Raw genomic sequence first — 15,356 nt, forward strand, 5'->3', positions numbered from 1 at the left:
AATACCCCTCCTATGCTTGTCTTACTTCATCTATATGAACATAAGCATAAAAAAAAGACCTTCTATTACTAGAAAGTCTTCTCTGAAACAAAAAGAAATGTACCGAATATACCTACTCCGCTATATTCTTTCATAACACCAGCTTCTGTTTTATACGTTTGCTTTACAGTCATAAAGAAAACACCATTTCGTGCATCAATACTTTCAAACTGTAATTTCTCTTTTTTTTCATCTACATTTTGCGTGCATTCAAAGCTACTCTCGTCACATTTTAATGCATACTTATCCTCTAAATACAATTTAAAATCTGATTCTTTCGGACAAGTTATAAGTAATATTGCCACGAGAATAATACTTACAATACCCACAATTGTATAATATTTCTTCATTTGTTCTCCTTTCAAAAGACAAGAAAACTTGACTTCATGCGCCAAGTTTTCTTAGTCTACAACCCATTGCCACTCTTGTTCTTTCTTATCAAAAATGAGCCAACCCGTTTCTGTTGCTTCCGCTTTCAATTCATCGATATTATCTAGTACCTCATCCGTACTTTCGAATGATCCTACTACATATACCGGAATTTCAAGACCTCTTCTCGACTCAATTTTCCCCGCTAAATCAATGTATAACCCATCTTCCATTAACGGCATAAGCCCAAGGATAACTTCCTTTGAAATTGCTGGGAAAATTTTTGATTTTTGGAAGAAAGTAAAACGTTTCTTTCCAAACGAACCGAGTTTATATGGAATCACTTTACTCAGCATTCCTACAAAATCACCGATTCTACGGTAATACACTTTGTTGTACCAACCGTCATCATGTGAAAAATAAACGAATCTATTCTTCAACAATGGGAAGAACGTTCTTCCAAGTGGTTCTTTTTTGTGAGCCAAATATAATAATTCTGCAATTTCTTTTGGCTCTAACTCATCTAAATCGCTTGCATCATCGAAATCTACCCAACAAAATTCATCAAATTCATCAATCTCTGCTTGAATGAGTTTATGTATGTTTTCTTCCTCAACATATTCAAATAAAGTATGATAATGAAAATCTGTCCACTCAAAATTATGCTTTAAAAGCAATACTTGATGAAGCGGTGAAGGGATGTTACTTGCAAACTCTTTAAACGTAATTCCAGATGTAATAAAACAATGACCCCGACGATTACCATTAATATATATCATATTGTTTACTTGGTCAGATCCTCCAGACAAAGCACCTAGCCACCTTCGTTTTATATGTTTCAATTCTATAGCATATTTTAACATGAAAAATTTTAGAAACATAGAAAAAACTTCAAAAACTATTTACAATTTCATGTGTTTTATTACATACTGATTACAAGAAAAAACGCCTGCTTATGAGCAGGCGTTTTTAAAGGATATCATCTGGGTTTTGAGGGTGATTATTTCCCTCTTTCTTTTCTTCTTTTTGGAACATCGATTGAATTTTATCAATTGTTTGCGGAGCTAATTCAATTATTTTTTCTGCTAAATGTGTCGCATTTTGTAGATGCAGAATATTTATCCCGTCTTTATTCACGACTAGAAATGCTACTGGTGTAATAGAAACACCACCCGCGCTACCGCCACCAAATGCAGGGTTACCGTTCGCTCTTTGTCCATCATTCGTCTGGAAGTCAGATCCTCCTGCTCCAAAACCGAACGCTACTTTAGAAACCGTTAACACTACACCACCGTCAGCCGTTTGAACAGGCTCCCCAACAATCGTATTTACATCGACCATTTCCTTCAAATTCTCCATTGCTGCTCTCATTAATCCTTGAATTGGATGATCCACCGTTCATAACCTCCTTTGTCATATCTTTCCTAGTTTTTCCGAAAGTTGGTGAACTAAACATAAAATTTTATATTGATTTCAAAAAACTTAAGTTGTAATATTTAGAAAAATAAAAAAAGAGGTCGATTCGTTATGATGAGAAAATTAACAAAGAAAGATCATAAACAAGTATTTTCTTTTCTAAAAGAAGAAGCAGCCCTTAACTTATTTATTATTGGGGATTTAGAAGCTTTCGGTTATGAAACAGACTTTCAAGAATTATGGGGCGTATTTAAAGAGAATGGAACATTAAAATCCATTTTACTTCGCTTTCACGATACATTTATACCGTATAGTAAAGAAGAGTTTGTGGTTACTGACTATGAGGCACTTCTTTCCGCATATAAGCCACTTAAACTCTCTGGCAAGTCAACTATTGTAGAAAGATTTGAAACTGCTCCAAGTGTACAACTAGGCGCCAAAAATGAAATGTATTTTTGCGAATGTCTAAATGACAGCAATTTACCTAGCACACCAATTCATGGAACAATTAAACTTGCCTCACTCGATGATATAGAACGAATTATGAAATTACGAAGTGACATCGCTGAATTCCCGGCTGCTAATGAATCAGAAAAAATGTTAAGGCAAGCTATCGAAACAAATACAGGACGTACATACTATATTGAAAAAGACGGTGCAATCATCGCATCCGCCTCTACATCCGCTGAAAATTCATTATCGGCTATGGTTGTTGGAGTCTGTACACATCCGAATCATCGCGGGAATGGATATGCTTCGCTCATATTACAGAAAATGATTCAAGACTTTACGAAAGAAGGCCGAACGCTTTGCTTATTTTATAACAATCCAGCTGCTGGACGAATTTATAAACGTTTAGGGTTTAAAGATATTGGGATGTGGACGATGTATCGATAATAAAAAGCCGATTTGAAATCGGCTTTTATACATATTCTGCTATTCCAGCTTGAAAGGCTTTTTTATCATTATTCAGGACACCAAATAATGCTTCTTGAAGAGCAAATGTACTTTTGTAAAAATACATTCTTTCCTTTACTGCTTCTAAATTAGGATAATGAACCGAAAAGAGTTGTAAAAACTCCTCTCCATAACTAGCTAATATCCCCGCAAAGTCATAAGCAGGATCTCCCATGCTCGCACCACCAAAATCTATAACTCCTGAAATATCCCGCTTTGTTGCACTATATAAGATGTTTGTCATGCCAAAATCCCCATGAACAAGACTAGGGGTAAAGTTAAAGTGACTAGATTCATTTAAATATAACTCAAATGATTTTGAGATCTCTTTTCTCGCTTCAGTTCTCATGAATGGATAAACATGTTCTTGTAATTTGCTATATAAACTATTTATTTCTGAATACATATCAGTACCATCATATTGCATAATACCTTCAAATGTAGATAACGGAATTTCGTGTAACTCTTTTAAAAATCCCGCTAATGTGCACGCAAGTTTCTGTATTTGTTTTTCATCATTTATTTCTGTAAAAATGTCTTTCCAAAACGGTTCTCCCTCAATCATTTCATATCCTGTAAATACTTTCCCTGGCACTTCATCTTGAAATCTTTGATAACATGGATTGGGAATATGGAGCGTAATGAAGGGTCTTATTTTCTCTAACAGCTTTGTTTCTACTCGAAGTTTCTGAATACCTTTTTCATATTTCGGAAAACGAAATACTATATTATCATTTACAATTAATACATCATTATTTTGACCTATTTCATTTACATAAACCGATTTTATTTGTAATTGAGGATATATCCTTTGTAAATACGCAACATACTCATTTTCTTTTCTCATTCTTTCTCTTCTCCCGTTCAGGCTATTGTACTTACTTCAAAGTCATAATTACCTGTCTTTCAACAAACCCAAGTTCTTCGTACATCTCTTTCGCAAAATTCCCAGCAAATACATTTAAGCGAATTTCTGAATACTTCTCCTTCAATTCCTTAATACCGGCCTCCATCAATTCTCGTGATAATCCTCTCCCGCGATATTCTGGGAATACGTACAGCTCATATATAAATCCAAGTTTTTCACGAGAAAAATAGTCTGTGTTTTCCCCTATTAATATCCATCCCATTACTTTATTTTCTTCTTTAATGACTAAATAATATGCCCCTTTTTCTATTATTGGCTTTGTAATTTCAATCGCTTTCTCTTTACTTAACTGACAATTCCCTCTCGTCCCTTCAAAAAGCGCTTGAGCTGCATAATGTAATATTTCTTTTGTATCTTCTCGATTCGCCTTTACTATCATTTTTCACAACTCCCCCTCACTAATAGGCATTAATATGGCTTGTTCAAGATTCTCCGACTCCATAACAATTGCCATCAAGCCCTTTTCCGTACTCGTCTCATGAAACTCACCCTTCTCCCAAAACACAGCTTGTCCAGCTTCTACCTTCACTTTTTCTTTATTTGCTCCACACACATATCCTTCACCATCCACAATAAGAAGCAGTTGAGATACAACTGCTTCATGATATCCGATAATTCCATTCTCTTGTAAATGCATGGCACCGATATGTATATTCCCTTGATGATTTAATATTTTTGCCATTATGAAATTAGATTGAAATGCTGATATGTGTTTCCCAACTTCTGCACTGAAATCAAATATTTTCATTCCTGCTCCTCCCTATATGTATAAAACCATCCTTACTGTCTGCATCAAATGTCCTTCAAAATCTTCTTCAAATTGCTCTAATTCGGCAAAACCCTTCGCTTCATAAAAGCGCTTTCCTTTTTCGTTTGCTGCTTCTACATGAATGTACATTTTTCGAATTCCGTTTAATGCTGAAATTCCTTTTTGTAATAAAGCACTTCCTATCCCTTTTCCTTGCTGATCTGGTAACAAATAAATCGCACCTAATTCTGCTTCATTTTGCAGTCTAACAGGTGAAAAATTCGCAAATCCAATTACTTCTCCCTCTTCTTCTGCAACGAATAAATGTGTATTTTTAAGACGATATTTCATTTTTTCATCAGAATATGCTTCCTCTAAAAAACTATCTTGAATCTCTCTCGGAATAATTCCTTCGTAAGTATCATGCCAAGCTATTTTTGCTACGTTTTGTACAGCATGAATATCTTCTTGCTTCATTTCTCTAATTACATATGTCATCTCGATGTCTCCATTCTCATTAAATTATATTCTGCTAATATACTAGAAGAAATGGCAAAACCATTTTCATAATTTACCTTAATTAATTTTAACTTCTCAATCGAAGCTATTGTAACATCAAATTTTCCATATATATATTCCATTACACTTAAAAATTGATTTGAATTTAACCCATTAGAAATCGTGCAATGCGGAACCCATTTTCCTGGCACGTAATATGAATTCGAATTATCATGAAAAGTTTTGAAATAATCATGATAAGAATGATGAAGTCTTAATAATTCATCGGTAATGGTCGGTGCTAGAAAGATAGTTCCGTTAGTAGGAAAAGTTCCAACAGAAGGAAAAGTTACAGTGGAGATGTTCTCTTGAAAAGCTACAAACTCCTCTAATCTCTTCGTATATAAATTAACATCTAACTCCTTATAATCAGCCAATGTTATATGTGGTTCTACTCCGGCTAGTTCATTTGTTTCAATTATATTCGTTAATTCATTTTGCAATTCTCTAACTTTATTAGTAAACACACAATCAAATGTAGCAATGATAGCGTACATGCTTCCTCACCCCTTCGTTACACGTAGCGCTTCCCATTCTTCACGAATCATTCCCATTCGAATAGAATCATAGTATATCCCGTTATAATATCGGCATTTTCGCATTCTTCCTTCTAAGCTCATTCCTATTTTCTCTGCTACTTTCATCATTCTTTCATTGCCAGACCAAGTTGTAAGCCCTACTCTACCAATCTCCATATTTTCAAATAGTAAGTCCTTATATAATGTTAATGCTTCTGTACCATATCCACCATTCCAGTATGCTGGGTCATAAATTACGATTCCCATCTCTAACCAACGCGTCGGTTTATGCTCCCAATAAAATCCGACTGTCCCTATAATTTGGCCGTTATTTTCTATAATTAAATTTGACAGTGGTTCTTCTTTTAAACGAGCTTGCATCTTCTCTTTATAAGATGGGTATTCTTGCATTGAGAAAGGGAAATATGGCGCATCCCATTTCTTCCATTCTGGATTCTCTTCTTTAAATACGAGATTCCATAATGTTTTTATATCTGATTCTTCTATTGTACGAATTGTAACTTTGTTCCCCTTTAATATAACGTTTTGCATAATTTCCTCCTACAATCCTCTTTATTTCATATATAATTATAATATTTTTTCAGAAAAATCAAAACAAATATCGTTAATTGTATTGTATAATTTTGTTATAAAATACGAATTATTTATGTAAATTAGCCAATTTTTTCGAGTTTAATCTAGAAACGGAACTTCGGAAAAAATTAGATGAAGTACGAACTCGTAGCATAGTTAATAAAAAATAGGAGGTTATACCCCTCCTATTTTAGCTAAATATTGTATTCCCCTTCTTTTCTACCTCAAGTAGAATTCCTTTCTCAATCCAGCCTTCTACACCATCTTTTTTAATTAAATCATATCCCATGCAGCTATCATCAATTAAAGAAACTGTATCCCCTTTTCTAATACTGATTTGCGCACAAGAAATATCCGTTTTCACTGTATACTCACCTGATTCAAGTTGCTTTATATACTCGTTTTTCACATGAAGCAGTTCATTTGTTTCTATTTGTTTACATATAGTAAAATCTTTCATTCTCTCCACAGGCTCTATGTAATAATACGGATATGTAACCCCGCCATGCATTTCTGAATCCGCATTAAAATCTGCCATTACTTTATACTCTGGAAAATAGTCTACATGTGTATAAGAAAACGTATCACCTGAAGTTGTCCTCTGAATAATAAATGCGTTTAATTGCCCTGCTTCTTTAATCGCATTACCACCATCAATCGCAATAATTTTTTTCTCCTTATCAATAACTGGATTGTTAGACGGCGCCTCTTTGGAATAGTTCACAACAGGCCAATGTCCAACAATTACGTACTTATCCGCTCTATGTGACTTATTAAAAAACTCTGGCATTGCAATTGCATTTTTCCTGTCTGTTTGTCTCCAATTCTCTCTATCTTCAAGACCAGCATGTACAAAGATATAATCTTCTGTTTCAATCGCTGTCGGCAATTCTGTTAGCCACTTTATTTCTTTTGAAAAATGGCTCATCAATATGTTTTTCACTTCACGAATATCACTTTCTTCATTAACTGTAATGTTCAATTTCCCTAGCCATTCATTAAAAATTGTATTTTTTCGCGTACATAAATAATTTATTAGCGCAGGATTTTCATTTACAAGCGCTTCAACTACAACTTCACAATTCCCTTCAACTACATAAACATTTGGCTTGCTAACTACTAAATCCATGACGTAGTTTACTACGCCGATGCTATCGTTCCCCTTCTCACAAAGGTCGCCATTTATAATTAAATAATCATCATCTTTAAAATTAACTTTATGTAATAATTCCTTTAAAAGATTTAATTCGCCATGAATATCAGATATTACGATAATCCTTACACCTTTTGGGATTAATAGTTTCTGAATTTTTCCAAGTATAAACTCCCCTAACCTTCTTTTAATTCAATATTATCGTCTCAATTATAAAGAGACTATTCGACAAAATAAGTAATTAACCCTCCTCATTCTTCAATTCTAAATTAAAAGGGGTTCCATATGTTCTCACACATAGAACCCCCTTACTATTATAATTCTTTATAAAAAGAATAGCTTACCTTATTATAGCCTTCTCTTTCATAAAAACGATGGGCATCAACTCTTGGAAACGCTGATGTAAGAACGATAGAACTGCACCCTTTTTCTTCCCCCCATTTTTCTACATATGACAGAAGAACTTTACCATATCCTTTCGATCTGTGAGCTTCCGCAGTTACAAGGTCATATACGAAAACATGTTTCTCATTATAAAAGTTCGTACAAATTGCTACACCAGCTAGACTAACAACTTCATCATCTTCATTCTGTAACGAAAGTAGTTTATAATTTTCTTCTTTCATTTTTTGAAATAAAGAACTTGCTTCTTCTCTTGAAAGTTTCGTTCGTAATTGCTGTAATACGGGGAATACATCATGTAAATCAGCTTCTGTTACTACTTCTCTAATATTCATTATGATTCTCTCCTTACTATTTATAAAATTTTCTAAATGTTATATCATTATTATAAAAAGTAACTGCCCCTCACTTAAGTGACAGTTCGATTATTTTTTATATGGCCAGTTTTTAAAGGAGAATTCATAAAATGGATCTTACTATCCCATTGCAATTAGAAAGTAAAACACCAATTTATTTACAAATTTACGAATATATGAAACGAGAAATCTCTCAGGGATCACTGCCTGCCGGTACACGCCTTCCTTCTCATAGAAATTTAGCGGTACAACTTAATGTTAGTCGTATTACTGTTGAATCTGCTTATCAACAATTACTAGCTGAAGGTTATGTAGAAAGTAAACCGAAACGTGGGATTTTTGTTGTAGAAGTTGATATTGATGTCATTCAAAATAAACAACAAGTTGTGTCAAACAGCGCTAACAATATAAAAAAAGAACAATATGACTATGATTGTAGCCAAGGGCTGATTGATCAAAAAGCTTTTCCAATTACAAACTGGAAAAGAGCATTACAAGAAACTTTATTCCAGTATGAAAATGAATTATTTGCTAGAGAAGATCCTCAAGGTGAGTTCGTTCTACGAGCGCATATTTCAAAATATTTATACCATGCACGCGGGGTACATTCTTCACCTGATCAAATTATTATCGGAGCCGGTACGCAGCCTCTTCTTTGGCTACTACTTCAACTGCTTGGTCCAAAAAAAGAATACGGAATCGAAAACCCTGGATTTCACCGTATAACTGCCATGATTCAAAGTTCTGGTCTTCCTGTTCACCCTATTTCATTAGACGATAAAGGGATTCGTATTTCAGCTTTACTTGAATCACGTTCCAATGTAGCATACGTCACTCCATCACACCAATTTCCTCTTGGAATGATTATGACATTATCTAGAAGGCTCGAATTATTAAAATGGGCCAATGATTGCGGAGGATATATTATTGAAGATGATTATGACGGAGAATTTCGTTATGTAGGAAAACCTATTCCCTCTTTACAAGGACTAGATTCAAATGAACGCGTTATTTATATGGGAACTTTCTCGAAATCCTTCTTACCTTCTTTGCGAATGGGGTATATCGTTTTACCAACTCACCTATTAAAAATCTATACAGAGCTGGAAGGTAAGTTTAAACAAACTGTTTCCACAATACAGCAACTCGCTTTTGCAACCTTTATTCACAATGGTGATTGGGAGCGCCATTTGAACCGTAGTCGTACGTTATATAAAAGAAAGCACACATTACTAGTTAAATCTATCAAAAATGAAATGGGATCTCGTGTTCAAATACTTGGCGAACAGTCTGGACTGCATATCGTACTTCATGTTCATAATGGTATGAACGAACAAGAACTTATTCATACTGCTGCAAAACAACGAATCAAATTATACCCACTCTCTACATATGATTCTGTACATAATTTAAGAGAGGCGTCATATGTACTACTCGGTTTCGGCAGCATTCCCGAAGATAGTATCGAAATTGTAGTCAAATTACTAAAGGAAGCCTGGTTCCCTAAGTAAAATAACTCCACATAAGTTATACTTATGTGGAGTTATTTTACACACTATTTTTCTGATACGTCTCCTGATCGAGCAGTCCTTCCTGGACGCTTTACACCAGTTGTTTCTGTTGAATAAGAAGCTTCAATTATAGCACTTGGATCTACAGAGAGAACGAGATCTTTCATTTTTGGATAAATGAAACGGTTTGTAATACAATAAATAATTCTCTGGTGCTCTCCTAAAAAACCACCTTCTCCATGTAGATACGTAACAGACAGTTGCAATTCTTTCATAAGCAGTTCGCCAATTTCTTTATTTTTATTCGAAATAATCATGACGCTCTTCCCTTGATTAATACCGTCTAATATGAAATCAATCATTTTCGTAACAATATAGAAAATTGCTAATGAAAACATCGCTTGCTCAATTGAAAATAAAATAGCAACAAATACAAAAATAACCGCATTTACAGCAAGTAAAAATGTACTAATTGGTACTTTAAAATACTTATTCATCCAAACCGCTAACATTTCTGATCCGTCAATTGCTCCGCCCATTTTTACAACAATCCCAACACCAACACCAAATAGAACTCCTCCATAAAGTACAATTAATAATTCCGAAGTTGTAATTGCTGGAAATGGTTTTAAATAAATCAATCCGAGTGTTGTAACAACATTTGCATAAGACGTACGGATAAAGAACTTCTTACCCATTACTTTTGCAGTAAATAGTAAAATTGGGATATTAAGTCCTAAAAATACTCCATAAAGCGGTAATCCAGCAACTTTATTTGCCATAATAGCAATCGCAGTTACCCCACCGTCTACTAGGCCATTAGGCGCTAAAATAAGTTCTAGTGAGCCCGCTACAATAATGGATCCAATTGTTAATAATACGTATTCGAATAATTTTTTCATTCATTACCCCCAAAACTTATGTATTTTCTTAGTATTATTTTAACGTAATTTTACTACTAATTCAAAGATATGAGTTTATATACACAAAAGTTTCACCTTTACAGTGATTTTTTATGTAATTTATTTATAGAAACACACTTACATATTACAGTAAGTGTGCTCCAAACATTTATTTAAGTTTTGAGTACGAATTCATTTTCATTTTTAATATTTCATCAACTGCCCTATTATACCCACCAGCATTTCGAAGTGACTCTCCAACTCTACGACTATTTTCCTTAAACGTTACATCATACGTTACTTTCTCTACAGCTTCACGTAACGATTCAGAAGTTAATTCTTTACGATTAAGCCTTATTCCAGCTCCTACTTCACTCACTCGCTTCGCAACTAAAGGCTGATCTCCTGTTACCGGAATTACAACTAATGGGACACCGTAATATAGTGCTTCACTTGAACTATTCATACCACCGTGTGTCACGAATACATCAGCATGCTGTAATACTTCTAATTGCGGCACATAATTAAACAACTTAAAGTTATTCGGAATGTTTTTAAATTGACTTATATTTATCTTCTTACCAACAACTAATATGACTGTCGCTTCTACATCTTTAAACGCTTCAAAACATTTTTCATATAGCTCAGGTTGTTCATTAAAAACTGTTCCCATAGAAATGAAAATCAATTTTTTATCTTTTAAATCTTCCATAGGAAAGCGCCCTACTTCTTTACGCGTAGCAATTGATGGACCGACAAACTTATACGATTCATCGAATACATCTGAACGCGGCTGATATTCCTTTGAAGTATATACAATAGTAATATCACCAGGATGATTCATAATATCATACATATTAATACATTTCATTCCATACTGCCTATTCCATTTTTCCATTCCCGCTAAACAAGATTGATATAATGGATTAGTTTCATCTACTTGTCTCGATTCTTGTTCATCATTAAAAGTAATGTACTGATTAAAAGCAAACGTTGTACAAGAAGAAACGCTAGGTAATTTTAAAACATTCGCTATAATACGTCCTACTGGAAAATGATTATCGTATATCAAGTAATCGTACTTTTCCCCTTTTGTTTCTTCTACAATTTGAGTAACAATACGCTCTGATGCTTCAATCATATGAGATAGCATCGTCAAAGGACTCCCACCTTCATTTACTCGTTCCATAATATTAATTTGAGAGAGGAAATTCTCAAACACTCGGAATTCTGCACCTGTTGCTTCAATCTTCTTTCTATAATCTTCAATACAATACGAAACAACTGTTTCCCCTCGCCGAATTAGCTCACTTACAATAGCTAAAGTCGGATTTATATGACCTTCTCCAGGGAAATTTATTACGAGTACATTTGCCATAATATTCTCTCCTATCTAATATAATCAATAGTTAATCATATTAATTAATTTAAAACTATTAAGTAATCTATTCTACTTCTTCATATTTTTCTCTTCATTTTATTATTGAGAAATATTTTTCATAACCTACATTATAACTCTTATAAAAGTAGACTTAACCTTTCATTTATTGAAAAATACGGGATTTACATTCAGGCATTTTTCAGATTTATCATCAGAAACATTATTTTGATAATTCATACAAAACTAGAAAAATATAATTTTCACACTGATTTCTCACCATAAATTTATTTAAGTTCTATGTTGTCCCCATCATTATCCACTTGGTACATATTCTGTTATATAATAAATTTATAGAATTTACAGAATAAGGAGTCCTTTCATGCTACAACAACTATTCATTTCACCTATTATATCTGTTCAAGCACTACATCCGGGCTATGAAGACCATGCAAGCGACGTGTTTCTTGTTAAAACAGAAACTGAAGAAGTTATTGTTCGTTCCTCAAAAATGACTGAAGAGCCCAACAATGATTTTTGGCGGGGATGTAAAAACCTTTTTGGAATTGATCCAAGGCATGTACATCATTTAGAAACAATACACGCATTATTGAAAAAGCATACTACCTTGCCCATCCCGACTATTTTGCAAAAACATGTTTTAAATGAGCGAGAATATGTAATCGTCGAAAAACTAACCGGAAATACGCTGCAATCATTTTTCGGACAACCTGATTCTATTTTATTCAGCCTTGGAAAAGGACTAGCAGAAATTCATTCGTTTCAAGCAAAGTTTATAGGAAACCCATCAAGTACTTTCCACATTCCACTAGCAGAATTTAAGTCTCACATATTAAAAGTCAGTAAAGATCTTGTAAATGGGTTCTATTCCGATAACGCGAGCATCCATAACGCATTTCATACTTTTGAATCACAGCTATCTTCCTTGCTTGCACCAAAGGAATCTACACTCGTTTTAATTGATATGGATCCTACTCAGTTTTTATCAGATGGTACAACTATTACGGGTTTAGTAGATACAGCAGCCTATGCAGTTGCTCCTCGAGAGTTTGATTTTATCGGCTTAGAATATGTATTTACAGAAAAAGAGGCTCGTGCTTTTAAACGAGGTTATGAGACCATTATGCCCATTCCTCGTCTTGATCAATGTAGACAGCCTTATCGTTATTTATATCGCTTATTATCTGTTCAAGGTAGTGTGGAGTTAGAAAAGTGGTTACGTCACCCATCTTATTTTTAAAACCGATTGCGAGGGATTATGAAATGAATATTGAACAAAAGAAATCTTTAACAGCAAACGAAATTCAGCAAATGAAAGATTTATCTCATATTTGCGGACAACACGATCAAATTGATTACTCGTCAGATTTACATGTCAATTTTTTAACTGCCCGTAATAAAGAAAAGATAAATGATTTTATATTTTATGATGGTACTCAATTAATTGGTGCATTAAGTATGTATGACTTTGAAAGACCGACAAAACTGGAGTTAATAGGGTTTGTTCATCCGAACTATAGGAAACAACATATAGGCACTACTCTTTTACAAACCGCAATGAAAGAAATACAAAAAAGAGAGGCAGATGAAGCCCTTCTTATAATTAATGGTGACTCTATTTCAGGGAAATCATTTGCAAAACAAATGAACCTTCCTTATTTATACAGTGAATACGGTATGGCGTTCAAAACAAACGAAGCACAAAAAACAATGAAAAATAATATTAATCTTACCGTTGCATCTTCTGAATTACTTCCTGATCTTATAGAAATCGCTAGTGAAGCTTTTGGAGATTCGGCAGCAAATACATCCACATGGTTACAAAAGATGATGAATTCATCTTCCCATCAAGTTTACAGTGCTCTTATCGATGAAAAAGTGATAGGAACGATTACAGTTACTGAGCAAGAGCAATCTACTACACTATCAGGATTCGCCGTTCATCCATCTTATCAAGGTAAAGGATATGGTAAAGATATTCTTAGTTATATGGTACATACACTTATTACAGAAGGAGTTTCAACAATTGAACTAGACGTCGAAACGAAAAATAACAATGCTTTAAAACTATATACACAATGTGGTTTTGAAATTATGACAAAGTATGATTATTATAGATTGTTGGAATAGGAGTGACTTTTCTATCGAGGAAGCATGTTATTTTAGAGACGAAATTATTACCTCTTTAAAATCTGTAGGATGTAACAATATACAACTACACGGTATAAATAGAACATTTTTCATTTGTCAAAAATAAAAAAACTGAATCATATCGATTCAGTTTTTTCTTATTTTTTTCTTAATATATTTACAACCGCAGTCGTTTCATCATTTTTTTTATAAACACGTGGAATTCTTCTATCCAACATGCATGTAACTTCATAATTAATTGTACCTAACATATCTGCTATTTCTTCCACCGCAATCTCTTCTTCACCTTGTTTGCCGTAGAATACAACTTCGTCTCCTACTTGTACTGGCATTGCATTTGTAACATCTAGCATAAGCTGATCCATACAAACACGGCCAATTACAGGTACTCGTACTCCGTTTATTAGTGCATGCCCTTTATTAGATAGCTGACGATTATAACCATCAGCATAACCAATCGGTACAGTTGCAATCCATTCTTCGCCCGTTGTTACATAAGTATTCCCATAGCTAACACCACGATTTTTCTTCGCATGTTTAACATGAGCTACTTTTGATTTTAAAGACAACGCTGGCTGTAAGGAAGCAACTGTATGATCCACTTCTCTTGAAGGATACATACCGTAAATTCCAATACCAACACGAACCATATTTTGAAATGTGTTACTAAGTTCCATTGATCCTGCACTGTTTGAACTATGAATATATGGAAAATGAATTCCTAATTCTTCCGCTGTATTTACAGCTTTCTCAAACAAACTTGTTTGCATATTTGTATAAGTTTTATCTATTTCATCAGCGGTAGAGTAATGTGTAAACATCCCTACTACTTCTACATATCGCATACGTTTTAACTCTTCAAAAAACGGTTTAACTTCTTCTTCCTGTAAACCAATACGGCTCATTCCTGTATCAATTTTCACATGAATTCGCACTTTCTTTTGAAGATGGTTTGCAACTTCATCTATACCTTGTAAATCTTCTACTCTATAAACAGTCATCATAACGTCATATTGAATTACATCTTCTACAGCTGCTACTGGTGTATATCCTAAAATTAAAATAGGTACAGTGATTCCAGCTTCTCTTAATTCAATTGCTTCATCTACAAATGCAACTGCAAGTTGGTTTATTCCTGCTTCAATAGCCGATTTCGCAACTTCAACTGCCCCATGACCATACCCATTCGCTTTTACAGCAGCCATCATTGCAATATTTTCATCATTCACACGTTTTTTAAATTCTTTTACATTATGTTTTACCGCATTTAAGTCAACTTCAACAATTGTATCTCTTCCATATTTCAAGCTCATTGGTCTAACTCCTAACTCAATAATTACATTCCATTCTATTTC

Annotated in this window: 18 protein-coding genes and 1 pseudogene; 5 read left to right on the forward strand and 14 right to left on the reverse strand. The window is 33.9% G+C overall.

Annotated elements, in window-relative coordinates; translation table 11 throughout:
• Positions 1–68: 68 nt before the first annotated feature.
• From ABH957_RS19290 to ytfJ, 3 genes are all read right to left on the reverse strand, one after another.
• The gene (locus tag ABH957_RS19290) at positions 69–389 is read right to left on the reverse strand and encodes a hypothetical protein (protein ID WP_002165916.1); all 321 of its coding nucleotides are present in this window, start codon (positions 387–389) and stop codon (positions 69–71) included.
• Between the two features lie 51 nt (positions 390–440).
• The gene (locus ABH957_RS19295; protein ID WP_002085994.1) at positions 441–1,217 is read right to left on the reverse strand and encodes a hypothetical protein; all 777 of its coding nucleotides are present in this window, start codon (positions 1,215–1,217) and stop codon (positions 441–443) included.
• A 160-nt stretch (positions 1,218–1,377) separates the two neighbouring features.
• Complete coding sequence (gene ytfJ, locus ABH957_RS19300) at positions 1,378–1,803, reverse strand: GerW family sporulation protein (protein WP_113938551.1); 426 nt, start codon at positions 1,801–1,803, stop codon at positions 1,378–1,380.
• Between the two features lie 132 nt (positions 1,804–1,935).
• On the opposite strand from ytfJ, the gene ABH957_RS19305 reads away from it, so the two are divergent.
• Positions 1,936–2,721, forward strand: coding sequence for a GNAT family N-acetyltransferase (locus tag ABH957_RS19305; protein WP_404443121.1), 786 nt, complete (start codon positions 1,936–1,938; stop codon positions 2,719–2,721).
• A gap of 25 nt (positions 2,722–2,746) precedes the next feature.
• On the opposite strand, the gene ABH957_RS19310 is transcribed toward ABH957_RS19305, so the two are convergent.
• The 8 genes from ABH957_RS19310 to ABH957_RS19345 form a co-directional block, all read right to left on the reverse strand.
• Positions 2,747–3,628: a phosphotransferase family protein gene (locus tag ABH957_RS19310; RefSeq protein WP_377865927.1), complete on the reverse strand. Its 882-nt coding sequence runs from the start codon at positions 3,626–3,628 to the stop codon at positions 2,747–2,749.
• Between the two features lie 31 nt (positions 3,629–3,659).
• Positions 3,660–4,088 carry a GNAT family N-acetyltransferase gene (locus ABH957_RS19315; protein WP_212090503.1) on the reverse strand — a complete coding sequence of 143 codons (429 nt, stop codon included), beginning with the start codon at positions 4,086–4,088 and terminating at the stop codon, positions 3,660–3,662.
• A 3-nt stretch (positions 4,089–4,091) separates the two neighbouring features.
• The gene (locus ABH957_RS19320) at positions 4,092–4,457 is read right to left on the reverse strand and encodes a cupin domain-containing protein (RefSeq protein ID WP_377865928.1); all 366 of its coding nucleotides are present in this window, start codon (positions 4,455–4,457) and stop codon (positions 4,092–4,094) included.
• Between the two features lie 12 nt (positions 4,458–4,469).
• Entirely contained in the window at positions 4,470–4,955 is a 486-nt protein-coding gene (locus ABH957_RS19325; RefSeq protein WP_404443129.1) for a GNAT family N-acetyltransferase, read from the reverse strand.
• Positions 4,952–5,512, reverse strand: a complete 561-nt coding sequence (locus ABH957_RS19330; protein ID WP_113938546.1) for a 2'-5' RNA ligase family protein — start codon at positions 5,510–5,512, stop codon at positions 4,952–4,954. The genes ABH957_RS19325 and ABH957_RS19330 overlap by 4 nt, the downstream gene beginning before the upstream one ends.
• Positions 5,513–5,518: 6 nt before the next feature.
• Positions 5,519–6,085, reverse strand: a complete 567-nt coding sequence (locus tag ABH957_RS19335; protein ID WP_404454992.1) for a GNAT family N-acetyltransferase — start codon at positions 6,083–6,085, stop codon at positions 5,519–5,521.
• Between the two features lie 232 nt (positions 6,086–6,317).
• Entirely contained in the window at positions 6,318–7,448 is a 1,131-nt protein-coding gene (locus ABH957_RS19340) for a metallophosphoesterase (protein WP_404455371.1), read from the reverse strand.
• Between the two features lie 146 nt (positions 7,449–7,594).
• Positions 7,595–8,017 carry a GNAT family N-acetyltransferase gene (locus ABH957_RS19345; protein WP_404443139.1) on the reverse strand — a complete coding sequence of 141 codons (423 nt, stop codon included), beginning with the start codon at positions 8,015–8,017 and terminating at the stop codon, positions 7,595–7,597.
• Positions 8,018–8,148: 131 nt separating this feature from the next.
• Between ABH957_RS19345 and pdxR the strand changes: the two genes are divergently transcribed.
• Positions 8,149–9,549, forward strand: a complete 1,401-nt coding sequence (gene pdxR / locus ABH957_RS19350; protein WP_404443142.1) for a MocR-like pyridoxine biosynthesis transcription factor PdxR — start codon at positions 8,149–8,151, stop codon at positions 9,547–9,549.
• Positions 9,550–9,593: 44 nt separating this feature from the next.
• Here the strand turns inward: pdxR and ABH957_RS19355 are convergent, their stop codons facing one another.
• Both ABH957_RS19355 and ABH957_RS19360 read right to left on the reverse strand, forming a co-directional pair.
• The gene (locus ABH957_RS19355) at positions 9,594–10,451 is read right to left on the reverse strand and encodes a YitT family protein (protein ID WP_404443145.1); all 858 of its coding nucleotides are present in this window, start codon (positions 10,449–10,451) and stop codon (positions 9,594–9,596) included.
• A gap of 169 nt (positions 10,452–10,620) precedes the next feature.
• Positions 10,621–11,829 (reverse strand): macrolide family glycosyltransferase, encoded by a 1,209-nt coding sequence (locus tag ABH957_RS19360; RefSeq protein ID WP_404443148.1) that lies wholly within the window; start codon positions 11,827–11,829, stop codon positions 10,621–10,623.
• A gap of 382 nt (positions 11,830–12,211) precedes the next feature.
• Here ABH957_RS19360 and ABH957_RS19365 point away from each other — a divergent pair, with 382 nt between their 5' ends.
• The 3 genes and pseudogenes from ABH957_RS19365 to ABH957_RS19375 form a co-directional block, all read left to right on the forward strand.
• Positions 12,212–13,090, forward strand: a complete 879-nt coding sequence (locus ABH957_RS19365) for a phosphotransferase (RefSeq protein ID WP_404454989.1) — start codon at positions 12,212–12,214, stop codon at positions 13,088–13,090.
• Positions 13,091–13,113: 23 nt separating this feature from the next.
• Positions 13,114–13,980 carry a GNAT family N-acetyltransferase gene (locus tag ABH957_RS19370; RefSeq protein ID WP_404443343.1) on the forward strand — a complete coding sequence of 289 codons (867 nt, stop codon included), beginning with the start codon at positions 13,114–13,116 and terminating at the stop codon, positions 13,978–13,980.
• Positions 13,973–14,107: pseudogene (locus ABH957_RS19375) on the forward strand (class I SAM-dependent methyltransferase); the annotation flags it as partial. The gene ABH957_RS19370 and the pseudogene ABH957_RS19375, both read left to right, overlap by 8 nt.
• Positions 14,108–14,138: 31 nt before the next feature.
• On the opposite strand, the gene alr reads toward ABH957_RS19375, so the two are convergent.
• Positions 14,139–15,314: an alanine racemase gene (gene alr / locus ABH957_RS19380; RefSeq protein ID WP_002127023.1), complete on the reverse strand. Its 1,176-nt coding sequence runs from the start codon at positions 15,312–15,314 to the stop codon at positions 14,139–14,141.
• Positions 15,315–15,356: the final 42 nt, after the last annotated feature.

It is taken from the genome of Bacillus sp. RC242, assembly GCF_044908245.1.
GTDB classification, from domain to species: Bacteria; Bacillota; Bacilli; order Bacillales; family Bacillaceae_G; genus Bacillus_A; species Bacillus_A mycoides.

Excerpts from the sequence above, each read along its gene's own strand:
- ABH957_RS19290 (WP_002165916.1), bottom strand. The coding sequence starts at position 389 with ATGAAGAAATATTATACAATTGTGGGTATTGTAAGTATTATTCTCGTG.
- ABH957_RS19305 (WP_404443121.1), top strand. The coding sequence starts at position 1,936 with ATGATGAGAAAATTAACAAAGAAAGATCATAAACAAGTATTTTCTTTT.
- ABH957_RS19310 (WP_377865927.1), bottom strand. The coding sequence starts at position 3,628 with ATGAGAAAAGAAAATGAGTATGTTGCGTATTTACAAAGGATATATCCT.
- ABH957_RS19315 (WP_212090503.1), bottom strand. The coding sequence starts at position 4,088 with ATGATAGTAAAGGCGAATCGAGAAGATACAAAAGAAATATTACATTAT.
- ABH957_RS19320 (WP_377865928.1), bottom strand. The coding sequence starts at position 4,457 with ATGAAAATATTTGATTTCAGTGCAGAAGTTGGGAAACACATATCAGCA.
- ABH957_RS19325 (WP_404443129.1), bottom strand. The coding sequence starts at position 4,955 with ATGACATATGTAATTAGAGAAATGAAGCAAGAAGATATTCATGCTGTA.
- ABH957_RS19330 (WP_113938546.1), bottom strand. The coding sequence starts at position 5,512 with ATGTACGCTATCATTGCTACATTTGATTGTGTGTTTACTAATAAAGTT.
- ABH957_RS19335 (WP_404454992.1), bottom strand. The coding sequence starts at position 6,085 with ATGCAAAACGTTATATTAAAGGGGAACAAAGTTACAATTCGTACAATA.
- ABH957_RS19345 (WP_404443139.1), bottom strand. The coding sequence starts at position 8,017 with ATGAATATTAGAGAAGTAGTAACAGAAGCTGATTTACATGATGTATTC.
- pdxR (WP_404443142.1), top strand. The coding sequence starts at position 8,149 with ATGGATCTTACTATCCCATTGCAATTAGAAAGTAAAACACCAATTTAT.
- ABH957_RS19355 (WP_404443145.1), bottom strand. The coding sequence starts at position 10,451 with ATGAAAAAATTATTCGAATACGTATTATTAACAATTGGATCCATTATT.
- ABH957_RS19360 (WP_404443148.1), bottom strand. The coding sequence starts at position 11,829 with ATGGCAAATGTACTCGTAATAAATTTCCCTGGAGAAGGTCATATAAAT.
- ABH957_RS19365 (WP_404454989.1), top strand. The coding sequence starts at position 12,212 with ATGCTACAACAACTATTCATTTCACCTATTATATCTGTTCAAGCACTA.
- ABH957_RS19370 (WP_404443343.1), top strand. The coding sequence starts at position 13,114 with ATGAATATTGAACAAAAGAAATCTTTAACAGCAAACGAAATTCAGCAA.
- alr (WP_002127023.1), bottom strand. The coding sequence starts at position 15,314 with ATGAGCTTGAAATATGGAAGAGATACAATTGTTGAAGTTGACTTAAAT.